This is a genomic window from Streptomyces sp. NPDC029151 (assembly GCF_055564315.1).
This window is the reverse complement of sequence record NZ_JBVHWQ010000001.1, coordinates 1,244,261-1,258,474: the sequence shown is the minus strand read 5'-3', so window position 1 is coordinate 1,258,474 and position 14,214 is coordinate 1,244,261. Positions and strand designations below refer to the sequence as shown.

Here is a 14,214-nt window from a genome sequence, read left to right as displayed (position 1 = left end):
ATCGGTTTCCACTGGTCAGGCGGTGTGAACCGGATATTCCGCCGACGGCCGGGGCCGCCGGCGGAGAAGGTCCGAAAAGAAAGCCCGCGTACCCTCACGGGTGTGTGAACATCACGTTGCGCGTCGTCGCGCCGGGAAGCCATGGCGGCGCGCGGCGAGCACCACCGCCAGCACCGGCCCCAGGAGCAGCAGCACCGTCCAGGGGAAGGAACCGCTGCCGGTCGCGTCCAGCAGCACGCCGCCCAGTACGCCCCCGCCGGCCATGGCCACGTTCCAGAGCGTGACGAGCATCGCCTGCGCCGCGTCGGCCTGGTCGCCGCCAGCGTCGCCGACGGCGGTCTGCAGCAGGGTGGGCAGTCCGCCCCAGCCCAGTCCCCACAGGGCGGCCGCGACGTACACCAGGGGGCCGCCGTCGCCCAGCGCCGCGAGCAGCGCGGCGGCGGCGGCCACCAGCAGCGTGCTGGCGACGGTCAGCGCGCGCAGCCGGTACTGGATCCGGGCGCCCACGATCCAGATGCCGAACAGCGAGGTCGCGCCGAAGGCGAGCAGGACCAGATCGGTCTGGCCGCCCATGCCCAGGTCGTCCAGGAAGGTGGCGATGTACGCGTACAGCACCGTGTGGGCCAGCACGAAGACGAGCGTGACGAAGAGCACCGGGCGCACACCCGGGACACCCAGCGCCCGCAGCATCCGGGGGCGTTCGCCCCGCCGCTGGCCCGGGTAGTCGGGCACGGCGGCGGTGATCCACCCCAGCAGCACCACCGTGAGCGCCGTCATCGCCAGGAACGCCACGCGCCAGCCGAGGGCCTGGCCGAGGAAGGTCCCGGCGGGCACGCCGAGGGAGAGCGCCACCGGGATGCCCGCCATGGCGACGGCGATGGCCCGGCCCTGGAGGGGAACCGGCGCCATGCGCCGCGCGTAGCCGGCGAGCAGGGCCCACGCGAGGCCCGCGGCGACGCCCGCGAGGAAGCGGGCCACCATCGTCAGGCCGTAGACGGACGACAGGGCCGTGACCGTGTTGGCCACGGCGAAGCCCGCGACGGCGGTGAGCAGCAGCCGCTTGCGCCGCCAGCCCGCGGTGGCCGCCGTCAGCGGGATCGCGGTGAGCGCGGTGCCGACGGCGTAGACCGTGACCGTCTGCCCGGTCGCGGACTCGCTCACCCCCAGGGCGTGGCTCATGCCGGGGAGCAGGCCCGCGGGCAGCGTCTCGGTCAGGCTGGTGACGAACACCGCGGTGGCCAGGGCGAGCAGTGCGAGCATCGGAAGTCTCTGCCGCGGCTCCTCGCCCGCCCGCCCGGTGGGCGGCGCGGCACCGGGGGCGGCAGCGGCGGCGGTGTCGGGTGAGGCGCTCATGGGGTGTGCTCCGTCTCTGCTGGTGCGATGCCCGTGGGTCGCGGCCGGGGAAGAGAGGGGCCTGCCGTGACGCCGCCGGGCACACCCGGCAGCCGGACATCCGGGGAGTCACGACTGTGCGCGCGGCCGCTTCGGGAATGCTTCGGAAAGCCTTCGGGAACGCTTCGGGGCCGGTGCCGGAACGGATCGGGCCCGGTACGGAACCGGAGCCGAGCGGACGTATTACGGAACGGGTACGGTGGTGCACATGCGGTTAGGGGTGCTCGGACCACTCGCGGTGTGGGACGACGACGGGGAGCGGCTCCAGGTCCCCGAGACCAAGGTGCGGGCGCTGCTGGCGGATCTGCTCGCGCACGACGGCGGCCCGGTCTCCGCGGACCGCCTCATCGACGACCTGTGGGGCGAGCGGCTCCCCGGCAATCCGGCGGGCGCGCTGCAGGCCAAGGTCTCGCAGCTGCGCCGGGTGCTCGGCCGGGAACGGCTGCTGCGGCAGCCGCCGGGGTACGGGCTGCGGCTCGGCCCCGCCGACGACGTGGACGCCGACCGGTTCGGCCGGCTCGTGGCCGAGGCCCGCTCCGTCGCGGACCCGCGGACACGGGCCGACCTGCTCACCGAGGCCCTCGGACTGTGGCGCGGGCCCGCGTACGCGGACTTCGCCGACGAGGAGTTCGTCCGCGCGGCCCGGGAGTGCCTCGCGGAACAGCGGCTGGCCGTGCTGGAGGAGCGGGCCGAGGCCCGGCTGGCGGCGGGGGACCACCTGCTGCTCGCCGGCGAACTGGCCGCGCTCGTGGCCGAGCATCCGTTGCGGGAACGGCTGCGGGCCGTGCAGATGCGGGCGCTGTACCGGGCCGGCCACCAGGGCGAGGCCCTCGCGTCGTACGAGGACCTGCGCACCCGCCTCGCCACCGAACTCGGCGCCTGCCCCGCCCCCGCTCTGAGCGCCCTCCACCAGGCCATGCTCCGCCAGGACCCGGCCCTGGACGCGGCGCAGCCCTACCCGGGCTCCTCGCGGGGGGCGCGGCCGTACGCCGGTCCAGCGCACGGAGCACCGTCGTACGCCGCTTCACCGAAGAGTGCGCCGCCGCACGCTCCCCTCCCGCACGCCGGGCGCGCACACACCGGCCCACCGCTCACCGACCCGCAGCACACCGACCGGCCGCATGCCGCGACGGCGCCCGCCCCGCCCCCGTCCGCCCCGCCGTCCCCGCACACCGGAGTCCCGCACCCCGGAGTCCCGCAGGCCGCCGCCCCGTCGCCCGGCCTGCCCGTGCCCCTCACCGCGCTCATCGGGCGGGAGGAGGCGCTCGGGCTGATCGCCCGGATGCTCGGGCGGCAGCGGCTCGTGACGCTCACCGGGCCCGGCGGGGTCGGCAAGACCCGCCTGGCCGTGGCCGCCGCGCAGGACGCGGTGACCGGCGGCGGGGACCTGCCCGACGGGGCCTGGTTCGTGGAGTTCGCGGGGGTGCGCAGCGCCACCCCGGACGACCTCGCCGGCCTCGTCGCCGCGACCCTCGGCATCCGGGACGACGCCCCTTCCACCCCGCCCGCCACCGGCGCCGCGACCGCCTCCCCCGTGCACCGGCTGACCGCCGCCCTGCGCGACCGCCGTACCCTGCTGGTGCTGGACAACTGCGAGCACGTCGTCGCGGCCGCCGCCGAACTGGTCGCGCTGCTCCTGCGCAGCGCCCCGCAGCTGCGCATCCTCACCACCAGCCAGGAACCGCTGGCCCTGGCCGGCGAGGCCGTGTTCCTGGTCGAGCCGCTCCCCACCGCCGACGCCGTACGCCTGTTCACCGAGCGGGCCGCCGCCTGCGCCCCCGGTCTCCGGCTCGGCACGGGCGAGGAAGCGGAGCACGCCGCCGTGGCCGAGATCTGCCGCCGGCTGGACGGCATCCCGCTCGCCCTGGAGCTGGCGGCGACCCGGGTGCGCGCCCTGGGCGTGAGGGAGCTGGCCGCCCGCCTCGGCAACCGGTTCCGGGTGCTGAACTCCGGGCAGCGGGGCGCGCCCGCCCGCCAGCAGACCCTGCGCGCGATGATCGACTGGAGCTGGGAGCTGCTCAGCCCGCCCGAACGCCTCGTCCTGAGCCGCCTCGCCGTGCACCGCGACGGCTGCGGCCTCGACGCGGCGGAAGCGGTGTGCGCGGGCGAGGGCGTCGCCGGCGCCGACGTGCTCGACCTCGTCACCCGGCTGGTGGAGAAGTCCCTCGTGGTGGTCACGGACGGCCCCGCCGGCCCCCGCTACCGCCTCCTGGAGTCGGTCGCCGCCTACGCCGCCGAGCGGTTGCGCGAGTCCGCCGACGAGGCCGCGGCCCGCGAACGCCACCTGCGCCACTACCTCGCGCTCGCCGAACACGCCGAGCACCGGCTGCGCGGTCCCGAACAGCGGGACTGGCTCGCCCGCCTGGACACCGAGGCGTGCAACCTGCGCGCCGCCCTCGACGAGGCGGTACGACGGGCCGCCGACGGACGCAGCGAGGAGGCCGTACGGCTCGCCACCGCCCTGTCCTGGTGGTGGCTGCTGCGCGGGCGGCTCACCGAGGCCCGCCGCGCCCTGGCCGCCGTACTCGCGGCCACCACGGGCCACTGCGACCCGGAACTTGCCCTCCTGCACGGCGGATTCGTACTGCTGACCGGGGAGCGCACGGTGACCTGCCGCGCCGACGCCGTACCCGACCCCGTGCGCCGCGCCCGGGCACTGTGGCTGAACGCCTACGGCAGGTTCGGCGTCGGCGACCTCGACGGCAGCAGCGCGCTCAACACCCGCGCGCTCCTGCACTTCGAGGCCGCGGACGAGCAGTGGGGCATCGCCGCGGCGCTGGGCCTGCGGGCGGCGCTCGCCCTGGTCCGCGGCGACCTGGACGGCCTGGCCCGCGACGGACGGCGCAGCCGCGCCCTCTTCCGTGAACTGGGCGACCGCTGGGGGGAACTGCAGACCGTCTCACCGCTCGCCGCGCTCGCCGAGATCAAGGGGGAGTACGCGCAGGCGGCGCACCGCCAGCACGAAGGGCTGCAGATCGCCCGGGAGCTGAGCCTGGAGGCCGAGGTGTCGGCCCGGCTGTCCGGGCTCGGCCGGCTCGCGCTGCTCGCCCAGGACTTCGACCGCGCCCGCGAACTGCACGAGCAGGCCCGTCGTATCGCCGTCGAACAGGGCTACAAGTACGGGGAGATCCACGCCGACATGGGCCTGGCGCTCGGCGCGCGGCGCTCCGGGGACATCGACGCGGCCGAGGCGCACCTGCTGCGCATCCGCGACGCCCACGCCGACGTCTCCTCACCGGCCGGTGACCACCTGCTCCACGCCGAACTCGGGTTCATCGCCGAACTCCGCGGCGACGCCGCCCGGTCCGCCACCCACCACCTGCGCGGTCTGCGCATCGCCCGCTGCCTGGACGAGCCGCGCGCCCTCGCCCTGTCCCTGGAGGGACTCGCCGGCACGGCCGCGCTGTGCGGGCACCGCTCCGGCGCCACCTGCGCGGCCCTGCTCCTCGGCGCCGCCCATGCCGCGCGCCGCAGCGTGGGCGCGCCCCTGCCGCCCGCGGAACGGGGCGACGTCGACCGGATCACCGCGGCGGCCCGGGGCGCCCTGGGCGGGCGGGCCTTCACCGAGGCGTTCGAGCGCGGGGCGTGGCTGAGTCCCGCCGAGGCGGAGCACCACGCGCGCACCGCCCTGGCCGCACTCGCGGACAAGGCGGCCTGAACCACCGGGCGGTCAGCCGCCGCCGGTGCCGGAGAGGGTGGCGGCGCCCAGGCCCTCGGAGGCGGTGCTGATGACACCGTCCAGGACGTCCCGGGAGCGGACCAGGTCGGCGATCATCCGGTCGAGCCGGTCGCGTTCCGCGGTCAGCTCGTCCACGAGCCGTGGGGTCGCGCTCGCGCTCGGTGTGCCGTCGCCGTCGCGCATGCACGGCAGCAGCTGGGCGATCTTCTTGCTGTTCAGGCCGGCGGCGTAGAGCGCCTGGATGCGGATGACCCGGTCGACGGCCCATTCGCCGTAGTCGCGGTGGCCGCCGGGGGTCCGCTCGGACGTGAGCAGCCCCTGGGCCTCGTAGTAGCGCAGCGACCGCTCGCTGACCCCGCTGCGCCTGGCCAGTTCACCGATCCGCATCGTCCAACCCCCTGTCCTCACGGAGGACTTGAATCTCACACCGGTGTCAGCTTCTAGCGTAGCGGTGCGACGAACATCGAGCCGTCTACGGAGGAAGTCCCATGAGTGACCTGACCGGCAAAGTGGCGTTGGTGACCGGCGGCAGCCGCGGTATCGGTGCGGCGGTGGCGAAGCGGCTGGCCGACGCCGGTGCCGCGGTCGCGCTGACCTACGTGCAGGCGGAGGACCAGGCCCGCGGGGTCGCCAAGAGCATCGAGGAGAGCGGCGGCAGGGCCGCGGTCGTCCGGGCCGACCTGACCCGGCCGAACGACGCGGCCGAGGCCGTGGAGCAGACGGTGCGCGAGCTGGGCGGCATCGACATCCTGGTGAACAACGCGGGCTTCCTCGCCTACGGCCCGCTGGACGAGGTGACCCCCGAGTACCTGGACAAGGTGCTCGCCGCCGACGTCCGGTCGGTGTTCCTGGCCTCCCAGGCCGCCGCCCGGCACATGGGCGACGGCGGCCGGATCATCAGCATCGGCTCGTGCTTCAACGGCCGTGTCCCCGCGGGGAACTTCGTCCTCCAGGCGATGGCCAAGACCGCGCTCGTCGGTCTGACCAAGGGCCTCGCCCGGGAGCTGGGGCCGCGCGGGATCACCGCCACCGTCGTGGACCCGGGCCCGATCGACACCGACATGAACCCGGCCGACGGTGACTCCGCCGAGTGGCAGGCCTCCCTCACCGCCCTGGGCCGCTACGGCGAGGCGGAGGACATCGCCGCCGCGGTGGCCTATCTGGCGGGCCCGGCCGGCCGCTACATCACCGGTACCGCCCTCGCCGTGGACGGCGGTTACACCGCCTGACGGATTCAGAACCGTACGACGGACCCCGAACCGCCCCCGCCGGCCCAGCCGGCGGGGGCGGTTTTCATTCAAAGACAGACGACAAGCGGTTCCCGGAATGGCCGGAGCCTGAGAATCATTCGCACTTCTTGCCGCGCGTGACATTCCCTGACAGCCCTTGACACAGCTCTGACAGAGCGGCCATCGCTTCTTTGCACGGGGTCGCGCAGCATGTTCCGTGTCGAAAAGGAAGCAGGTTCCGGAAAAGGAGGGAACGCAATGGCTGAATCAGAGAACGAGGGCAGCCTTCCGTATCTGCCCCATCTGTCCGACGCGACCCTGCGCGACTCCGCTCACATGGGAGGTGTCGAATTCGGTCCGAAGGACGCCACGGTCATCTCCGAGCTGTTGGTGAGGACCGGTATCGACCTGGTCGAGGTCGGCATGGTCTCCGGCCCGAACTCCAAGGACGCCGACCTGGTGCTCGCCACGCACGAGGCGATCGGGCCCGAGCGCAGCATGACCCTCGTGGTGGTGCGCGACCGCGAGCAGGTCGGCAGGGCCCTGGACGAGGCCGAGCGCCTGGGCGTGCGGCACATCATGTACTCCATCCCCACCTCCGAGCAGCACGCCAAGCTGAAGCTCGGCTCGCCCAGCGCCAAGTTCCTGCAGGTGCTGGCGCGTTCGGCGATCGAGCAGGCCAAGGAGCGCGGCTTCCACGTCACCTTCAGCGGTGAGGACGGCGCCCGCACCCCCAAGGGCCGGCTCGTGCCCTACGTCACCGCCGGCTTCGAGGCCGGAGCCGACCGGTTCCGGCTCGCGGAGACCGTCGCCTACCTCTCGCCCTGGCAGATGGAGGAGGTGATCTCCGACCTCACCGCCATCGACGGCTCCGAGATCGAGATCCACTCCCACAACATGCTGGGCATGGCCGTCGCCAACTCCCTCGCCGCCGTCCGCGCGGGAGCCCGGTGGATCTCGGCCACCGTCGGCGGCATCGGCGAGCGCGGCGGAAACGCCCCCCTGGCCGAGCTGCTCACCTCGCTGCGCGTCATCCACGGCGACACCCGCTTCGACCTGACCCACCTCACGGAGCTGTCCCGGGCGGCCCTCAGGGGCGCCGGCCTCGGCAGCGCCTTCCAGTCCGGCCCGACGACACCGCACGCCTTCGCCTACGAGCTGCCGGGCCAGCTCAGCCACCCGGAGGCGTACGAGACGCTGCCGGCCGAACTCGTCGGCAACAGCCGGGAACTGCGGGTCCGTACCCGCCTCTCCCCGGCCCTCGTCAAGTGGGCGCTGGCCGGCTCGGGCATCGACGTCGACACCGAGGCCTTCACCGCCTGGCTCGTCCAGCGGCAGGAGAGCAACGGCGCCCCCGTGCTGGACCAGGAGGCGGTCCGCAAGGCCGCCATCGACTTCCAGGCCGCCTGAGCGCGTCCCGCGCCGCGACCGTACGCGCCCTGCCTCCTCCCTCAGACCTCACTCCGCGCCTTCCCCTCTCCACCTTCCCCTCTCCACCCCTCACCGTGAACGGAGTTCCGCGATGAGCACCGCTGTTCTCACCGGCTCGTGCCCCGAGTGCGAGACCGACCTGACCGTGCCCGAGATGGTCGAGGGCGAGACCCTCTCCTGCCCCGAGTGCATGCTGACCCTGCGCATCGAGGGCATCGAGGACGGCCGGCTGACCCTCCAGATGGTCGAGGTCCAGCTCCGTGACTGGGGCCAGTGACATGGCCAACCGAGTCGCCATCGTCGCGGACCGGGTCGGCTGGGAGGAACGCCGGCTGATCGAGACCGCCCAGGACTTCGGCCTGCGGATCGACTGGGTCAACGACGAGTCCCTGTGCGCCGGCCACCGCGACGCCCTGTCCGTCAAGGGCTACGACGCCCTGATGGTGCGCAGCCGCAGCTACACCCGGGGCGGCCTGATCGCCACCCTCGCCGAGGCCGACGGCTTCCGCGTCCTCAACTCGGCCTCCGCGATCCACTCCTGCGAGAACAAGCTGGTCCTGCGGGCCGTCCTGCGCGAGGCCGGTGTCCCGGTGCCGGACTTCCGGCTCGCCCTGTCCCGCAAGGACTTCGAGAAGGCACTGGACGACCTGGGCGTACCGGTCGTGCTCAAGCCGGTCTACGGCGGCATGGGCAAGCGGGTGACGCTGGTCCGCGACGCCGACCTGGCGCAGTCCGTCTACGACTACGTCGAGGACCTCGGCCACGCCTTCGAGCAGGCCTGCCTGGTGGAGCCGTACCTCGGCGGCGGCTCGATCCGCTGCCTGGTCGTCGGCCGCGAGATCGTCGCCGCCGCCGAGTTCGAGAGCGCGGGCGCGGACTGGCGCAGCAACGCGGCCCTCGGCAACCAGAGCCGTGCCCTCGCCCACGACCCCGACGTGCAGAAGATCGTGGACGGCGTCGTGGACCGGCTCGGCAGCGGCATCTACGGGGTCGACCTGTTCAAGACCCCGTCGGGCTATCTCGTCAACGAGGTCAACCACGCCCCCGCCTGGCGGGGAGTCGCCTCCACGACCGGGGTCGACATCGCGTCGGTCGTGGTCCGTCACGTCCAGGAGACACTCGAATGATCCGTGTGGGAATCGCCGGCGCCTCCGGGCTGGCCGGCGGGGAACTCATCAGGCTGGTCACCCAGCACCCCGAGATGGAACTGACCTTCCTGGGCGGCGACTCCAGCGCCGGCCGGCGGCCGGCCGAGCTGCACCCGGGGCTCCGTCTCGACCTGGGCCTGACCGTCGAGCCCGTCACGGCCGACCGGGTGGCCGAGCGGTGCGACGTGGTGTTCCTCGCCACGCCCGCCCCCGTCTCCGCCCGGCTCGCCGCGGAACTCGCCGACCGCGTCCCGTGCGTGGCCGACCTCAGCGGCGCCTTCCGCATCCGCACCCCGGAGCTGCACGACCGCTGGTACCCGAAGGCCGAGCGGGCCACCGAGCTGGCCGACCGCTTCGTCTACGGGGTGCCGGAGCTGGTCGGCGACCAGCTGGCGGACGCCGCGCTGATCTCGGTGCCCGGCTGCTACGCCACCGCCATCACCCTGGGGCTCGCCCCGCTCACCCTCGGGCTCGGCCTGAACCTGCGCACCGTGGTGATCGACGGGAAGAGCGGTTCCAGCGGCGGCGGCCTGCAGATGCGCGTCCCGGACCTGCACCCGCTGCGCAACGGCGCCATCGCGCCGTACGCCCCCACCGGCCACCGGCACGCCGCCGAGGTCAGCGACTTCCTGCAGCGCAGCAAGCCGGGCAGCGTCGGCTCCCTGGCCATGTCGGCGTACGGGGTGTCGCATGTGCGCGGGCTGCTGGCCAGCTGCTACGTGTACACCGACGAGCAGGTGGACCAGCGGGAACTCCAGCGCGCCTACATCAGGTTCTACAAGGGACACCGGTTCGTCCGGGTGCGCCGGCACAACGAGACGCTGATCCCGGTGCCCGACCCGCAGGCCGTGCTCGGCTCCAACTACTGCGACGTCACCGCCCTGCACGACCCGGACGGCGGCCGGATCGTCGTCCTCGCCGCCCTCGACAACCTGGTCAAGGGCGCCGCCGGCCAGGCCGTGCAGGCCGTGAACAAGCGCTTCGGCCTGCCCGAGGACACGGGCCTGACCATGCAGCCGGTGATGCCCGCGTGAACGGCACGGACGCACAGCTCCCCCCGACCGTCGTCAAGCTCGGCGGCAGCTGCCTGGCCGACCTCGACGGCGGCTGGTGGGACGACCTCGCGGGGCACGGCCAGGAGCGACCGCTGGTCCTCGTGCACGGCTGGTCCAAGCCGCTGAAGCAGCTCAGCCCCCGCTACAGCGAACCCTCGGCGATCCTGCGCGACCGCTACGGCAACCAGAGCCGCTGGACCACCCCGGAGGTCATCGGCGACATCAAGACCGTCAGCGCCGAGCTGGGCCGGGAGGTGCTGAACCGGCTCGGACAGCGCGGCATCACCGCCCGGCGGCTGCTCGGCAGCGACGGCCTGGTCCGGGCCGGCGCCGGCGAGCGCTGGTGGTGGAAGGACAAGCAGCTGGTCGAGCTGGAGAACCTGGTCGGCCCGATCACCGGCGTCGACCCGGCGCCGCTGACCGGACTGCGGCCCGGGCACGCCTACCTCGTCACACCGCTGGCCCGGAACGAGGCGGGCCAGGAGGTGAACACCGACGCCGACCGGGCCGCCGCCGCCATCGCCGGGGCCACCGGTGCCACCGACCTGATCCTCGTCACCGACGTCGCCCACCTGCTGATCGACGGCGAGCCGGTGTCCGAGATCACCGCCGGGGCGGCCGCCGAGTTCCGCGACAAGGGGGCCACCGGCGGCATGCGCAAGAAGCTGCGGGCCGCGGGCGAGGCCCTGGACCGGGGCGTGGAACGGGTCGTCATCGGCAGCGCGCCGGTCACCGACCTGCTCGCCGCCCGCACCGGCACCGTCATCACGCGAACCTGAGGAGCACCACCGTGGCGAAATCCCGTGTGCTGGTTGTCAACAACCGCACCCTGTCCCTGAAACAGCTCCGCGGCCGCTTCGAGGCGCTGGGCTCGGACACCGACACCGTCGACGCGGCCTCCGTGCCCGCCCGGCTCGACGGCCGCTACCAGGCGATCGTCCTGAGCGGCACCAAGGTGCGCGCCTACGACCAGGAGTACTACAAGCCGCTCGTGGACCTCGTCATGAACGCCGACGTCCCCGTGTTCGGCATCTGCGGCGGCATGCAGATCCTCGCGGTCGCGAACGGCGGCAAGCTGGCCGAGGGCCCGCAGCGGGTCGGCGGCTACGAGGTCCAGGTCGACAAGGAAGAGCCCCTCTTCACCCATGTGAAGCCCACCGTGACGGTCTTCCACCGGCACACCCTCTACCTGCAGGAGGCCCCGGAGGGCTTCCGCTCCATCGGCCGCTCCGAACACGCGCCCGTGGAGTTCCTGCGCTCCGACGACGGCCGGATCCACGGGTCCCAGGCGCACCTGGAGTTCCGCAGCGACGGCCTGGAGATCCTGCGGGGCTTCGCCCAGCTCTACCAGTGAACGCACCTCACGAACCGATGGGAGTACTCGGCACATGAGCCTCGACGACACCACCACGCAGGATCCCGCGCTCGTCGTGCACCTGAACGGCAGCGGCGGCACCATCAGGAGCTGGGTCGTGATCGACACGCTGGTCGACGGCCTCGCGATGGGCGGCGTCCGGATGACCCCCGGGGTGACCCAGGAGGAGGTGGCCGGCCTCGCCCGCGACATGACCCACAAGTTCACCCTCGCGGGCCTGCGCATCGGCGGAGCCAAGGGCGGCATCGTCTCCGACGGCAGCGACCGCGAGGAGACCTTCCGCACCTTCGGACGCACCGTCAAGCCGCTGCTGCACGGCGGCATCCACCTCGGCATCGACATGGGCGTCACCCCCGCCGACCGGGCCGTCTTCTTCGACGAGGCGGGCTACGACCCGCGCTACCGGCTGGGCGCCCCGGACATGCCGATCGACTGGCGCACCTACTACGAGCCGCTCATCGACGTCACCGGGCACGGCGTCGGCGTCGCCGCCGTCACCGCCCTGGAGGCGAGCGGCCGTACCGAGCCCGCGCGGGTCGTGGTGCAGGGCTTCGGCGCGGTGGGCCGCGCGGTCGCCCGGTTCCTGGAGGACCGCGGCCACGTCGTCGTGGGCGTCGCGGACGCGCAGGGCACCATCAGCGCCGACCGGCTGCCGGTGGCCGACCTGATCGCCGTCACCGACGAGTTCGGGCTGATCGACCGCTCCCGCCTGCCGCAGCACGTCACCCTCTCCAGCGGCCCCGACGCCTGGCTCGACGTCGACGCCGACCTGCTGGTCCTCGCCGCCCAGAAGCACGCCCTGAACGCCGAGAACGCGCACCGGCTGCGCGCCGGCCTGGTGGTCGAGGGCGCCAACCTCGCCTCCGACGCCGAGGCGCGGGAGAAGGCCCGGGCGGCCGGCGCCACCCTGGTGCCGGGCGTCATCGCCAACATCGGCGGTGCCGGCGCGGCGGCCCTCGCCGTCACCCGGGTCGTGCCCTTCGAGCTGGCGGCCGAGGCCCGCAAGGCCTGGGTCTTCGACTGGATCGGCGACCGGGTACGGGACAACACCCGGGCCCTGCTGGAGATCGCCGCCGGACGCGCCGGCGACCCGCTGCCGGAGCTGCTCGCGGTGCGACGTGGAGAACTGCGATGACGACGATCGTTCCCCCCGCACCCATACCGGCGCCGGCCCCGGCGCCGGCCACGGACCGCGCGGCCGAGTACCGCTCGCGCGGCTGGTGGAGGGACGAGACGTTCCTCGACGACCTGCGCCGGCAGGCCCGGATACGGCCGCGCAAGCTGGCCGTCGCCGGGCGCCGCCTGGGCGAGGCGCGCACCGACACCTTCGACTACGCGGAACTCTCCCTCCTCACCGACCGGTTCGCCGGAGCGCTGCTCGAACTCGACGTCCGGCGGGGGGACGTCGTCGCGGTCCAGCTGCCCAACCGGTGGGAGATGGTGCCGCTGATGTACGCGTGCATGGCCGTCGGCGCCGTCATCTGCCCCATCGCGCCGGAGTGCCAGGGCGAGGAGCTGCGCCACCGCCTCGAACTCACCGGCGCCCGGCTGTGCGTCACGGTCGCCGAGTGGGACGGACATCCCCTCGCCCGGAACGTCGCCGCGCTCCGCCCCGAACTGCCGCTGGAGCGCGTCGTGGTGGTCGGCGGCCGGGCTCCCGAGGGCACGCTCGGCTTCCACGAGCACTTCGTGGCGGTGCCCTGGGAGGACACGCACATGGGCGACCTGGAGGGCCGCGCGCTCGGCCCCGACGAGCCGTTCGTGGTGCTGTTCACCTCAGGTACGACCGGCTTCTCCAAGGGAGTCGTGCACAGCCAGAACACCGTTCACTCGGGCGTGCGCGGCTACGTGGACGCCTTCCTGCTCCGCGACGACCTGGTGGCCGTCGTCACCACGCCGCTGGTGCACTACTCCGGCTTCGGCCAGGGCGTCCTCGCGGGCGTCATGCTCGGCGGGACGGTCGCCTTCCAGGACGGCAGGAACCACACCAGCCTGCTGGACCTGGCGGAGCGGTACCGGGCCACGCTGCTGTACGGTCCGCCGCCCACCCTCCTCGGAGTGGCGGCGGCCCAGCGCGCCGACCGGCACGACGTGTCCAGCCTGCGCTACACCGTCACCGGGGCCCAGCCGGTGCTCCAGGAACTGGTGGACGAGCTGCGCGACACCTTCGACACCGCCACCTACTCGGTGTGGGGCATGTCGGAGTTCGGCCCGATCACCATCAGCCGGCTCGACTACGACCAGGACTGGTCCGCGCACAGCCACGGCCGGGCGATCGACGCCATGCAGATCCGCATCGACCGGTGCGACGACCCCGGCCGGCGGGCCCGGGTCGGCCGGCTGCGGGTGCGCGGCGCCTCCCAGGCGCTCGGCTACTACCGCAACCAGCGCGCCTTCGACGCGGAACTGAGCGCGGACGGCTGGTTCGACACCGGCGATGTGGCGCGGGAGGACGGCCGCGGCGGCATCCGCGTCCTGGGCCGGGCGAAGGACGCCGTCCTGCGGGACGGGGACGTCGTCCCGATGGCCGAGCTGGAAGCGATCCTCTGCGCCCACCCGAAGATCGCCGAGGCGACGCTGGTCGGGCCCACCGGGCGGACGGACGACCCCGTCGTGGCCTTCGTCGTCCCGCGCGGCGGAACCCGGCCCACGCTCCGGGAGATGCGGGAGCACCTGCTCGACCGGGGGCAGGACCCCCGCTTCCTGCCGGACCGCCTGGAACTGGCCGAGGCCCTGCCCAAGACCCTCACCGGCAAGGTGAAGAAGGCGGAACTGCGGCGGCGCCTCGCCGGAGCCTGACCCTCCCGTCCCGCACGGCGGGGGGGGGGGGGGGGGGGGGGGGGGGGGGAGGGGGGGGGGGGGGGGGGGGGGGGGGAGTGGGGAGGGGGGGGGGGGGGGGGGGGGA

General features: G+C 73.9%; 12 protein-coding genes. 10 read left to right on the top strand and 2 right to left on the bottom strand.

Annotated features, from left to right (window positions below; all coding sequences use genetic code 11):
• Positions 1 to 111: 111 nt before the first annotated feature.
• The gene (locus ACZ4VF_RS05055; protein ID WP_467923231.1) at positions 112 to 1,353 is read right to left on the bottom strand and encodes an MFS transporter; all 1,242 of its coding nucleotides are present in this window, start codon (positions 1,351 to 1,353) and stop codon (positions 112 to 114) included.
• A 247-nt stretch (positions 1,354 to 1,600) separates the two neighbouring features.
• Here ACZ4VF_RS05055 and ACZ4VF_RS05050 point away from each other — a divergent pair, with 247 nt between their 5' ends.
• Complete coding sequence (locus ACZ4VF_RS05050) at positions 1,601 to 5,050, top strand: AfsR/SARP family transcriptional regulator (protein WP_467923230.1); 3,450 nt, start codon at positions 1,601 to 1,603, stop codon at positions 5,048 to 5,050.
• A 12-nt stretch (positions 5,051 to 5,062) separates the two neighbouring features.
• On the opposite strand, the gene ACZ4VF_RS05045 is transcribed toward ACZ4VF_RS05050, so the two are convergent.
• The gene (locus ACZ4VF_RS05045) at positions 5,063 to 5,458 is read right to left on the bottom strand and encodes a MerR family transcriptional regulator (RefSeq protein WP_467923229.1); all 396 of its coding nucleotides are present in this window, start codon (positions 5,456 to 5,458) and stop codon (positions 5,063 to 5,065) included.
• 101 nt (positions 5,459 to 5,559) lie between these two features.
• Here ACZ4VF_RS05045 and ACZ4VF_RS05040 point away from each other — a divergent pair, with 101 nt between their 5' ends.
• The 9 genes from ACZ4VF_RS05040 to ACZ4VF_RS05000 all read left to right on the top strand — a co-directional run bounded on the left by ACZ4VF_RS05040 (position 5,560) and on the right by ACZ4VF_RS05000 (position 14,108).
• Positions 5,560 to 6,300, top strand: a complete 741-nt coding sequence (locus tag ACZ4VF_RS05040) for an SDR family NAD(P)-dependent oxidoreductase (RefSeq protein WP_467923228.1) — start codon at positions 5,560 to 5,562, stop codon at positions 6,298 to 6,300.
• A gap of 258 nt (positions 6,301 to 6,558) precedes the next feature.
• A complete protein-coding gene (locus ACZ4VF_RS05035) occupies positions 6,559 to 7,710 on the top strand; it encodes an isopropylmalate synthase (protein WP_467923227.1) in 1,152 nt (383 codons plus the stop codon).
• 112 nt (positions 7,711 to 7,822) lie between these two features.
• Positions 7,823 to 8,008, top strand: coding sequence for a lysine biosynthesis protein LysW (locus tag ACZ4VF_RS05030; RefSeq protein ID WP_356162895.1), 186 nt, complete (start codon positions 7,823 to 7,825; stop codon positions 8,006 to 8,008).
• A 1-nt stretch (position 8,009) separates the two neighbouring features.
• Positions 8,010 to 8,858 carry an ATP-grasp domain-containing protein gene (locus tag ACZ4VF_RS05025; RefSeq protein WP_467923226.1) on the top strand — a complete coding sequence of 283 codons (849 nt, stop codon included), beginning with the start codon at positions 8,010 to 8,012 and terminating at the stop codon, positions 8,856 to 8,858.
• A complete protein-coding gene (gene argC / locus ACZ4VF_RS05020) occupies positions 8,855 to 9,913 on the top strand; it encodes an N-acetyl-gamma-glutamyl-phosphate reductase (RefSeq protein ID WP_467923225.1) in 1,059 nt (352 codons plus the stop codon). Before ACZ4VF_RS05025 ends, argC begins: the two co-directional genes overlap by 4 nt.
• A complete protein-coding gene (locus ACZ4VF_RS05015) occupies positions 9,910 to 10,713 on the top strand; it encodes an amino acid kinase family protein (RefSeq protein WP_467923224.1) in 804 nt (267 codons plus the stop codon). The genes argC and ACZ4VF_RS05015 overlap by 4 nt, the downstream gene beginning before the upstream one ends.
• 11 nt (positions 10,714 to 10,724) lie before the next feature.
• Positions 10,725 to 11,288 (top strand): type 1 glutamine amidotransferase, encoded by a 564-nt coding sequence (locus ACZ4VF_RS05010; protein WP_467923223.1) that lies wholly within the window; start codon positions 10,725 to 10,727, stop codon positions 11,286 to 11,288.
• A 34-nt stretch (positions 11,289 to 11,322) separates the two neighbouring features.
• On the top strand, positions 11,323 to 12,444 hold the full coding sequence (locus ACZ4VF_RS05005; protein ID WP_467923222.1) for a Glu/Leu/Phe/Val dehydrogenase dimerization domain-containing protein: 1,122 nt from the start codon (positions 11,323 to 11,325) through the stop codon (positions 12,442 to 12,444).
• Complete coding sequence (locus ACZ4VF_RS05000) at positions 12,441 to 14,108, top strand: AMP-binding protein (protein ID WP_467923221.1); 1,668 nt, start codon at positions 12,441 to 12,443, stop codon at positions 14,106 to 14,108. Before ACZ4VF_RS05005 ends, ACZ4VF_RS05000 begins: the two co-directional genes overlap by 4 nt.
• Positions 14,109 to 14,214 lie beyond the last annotated feature (106 nt).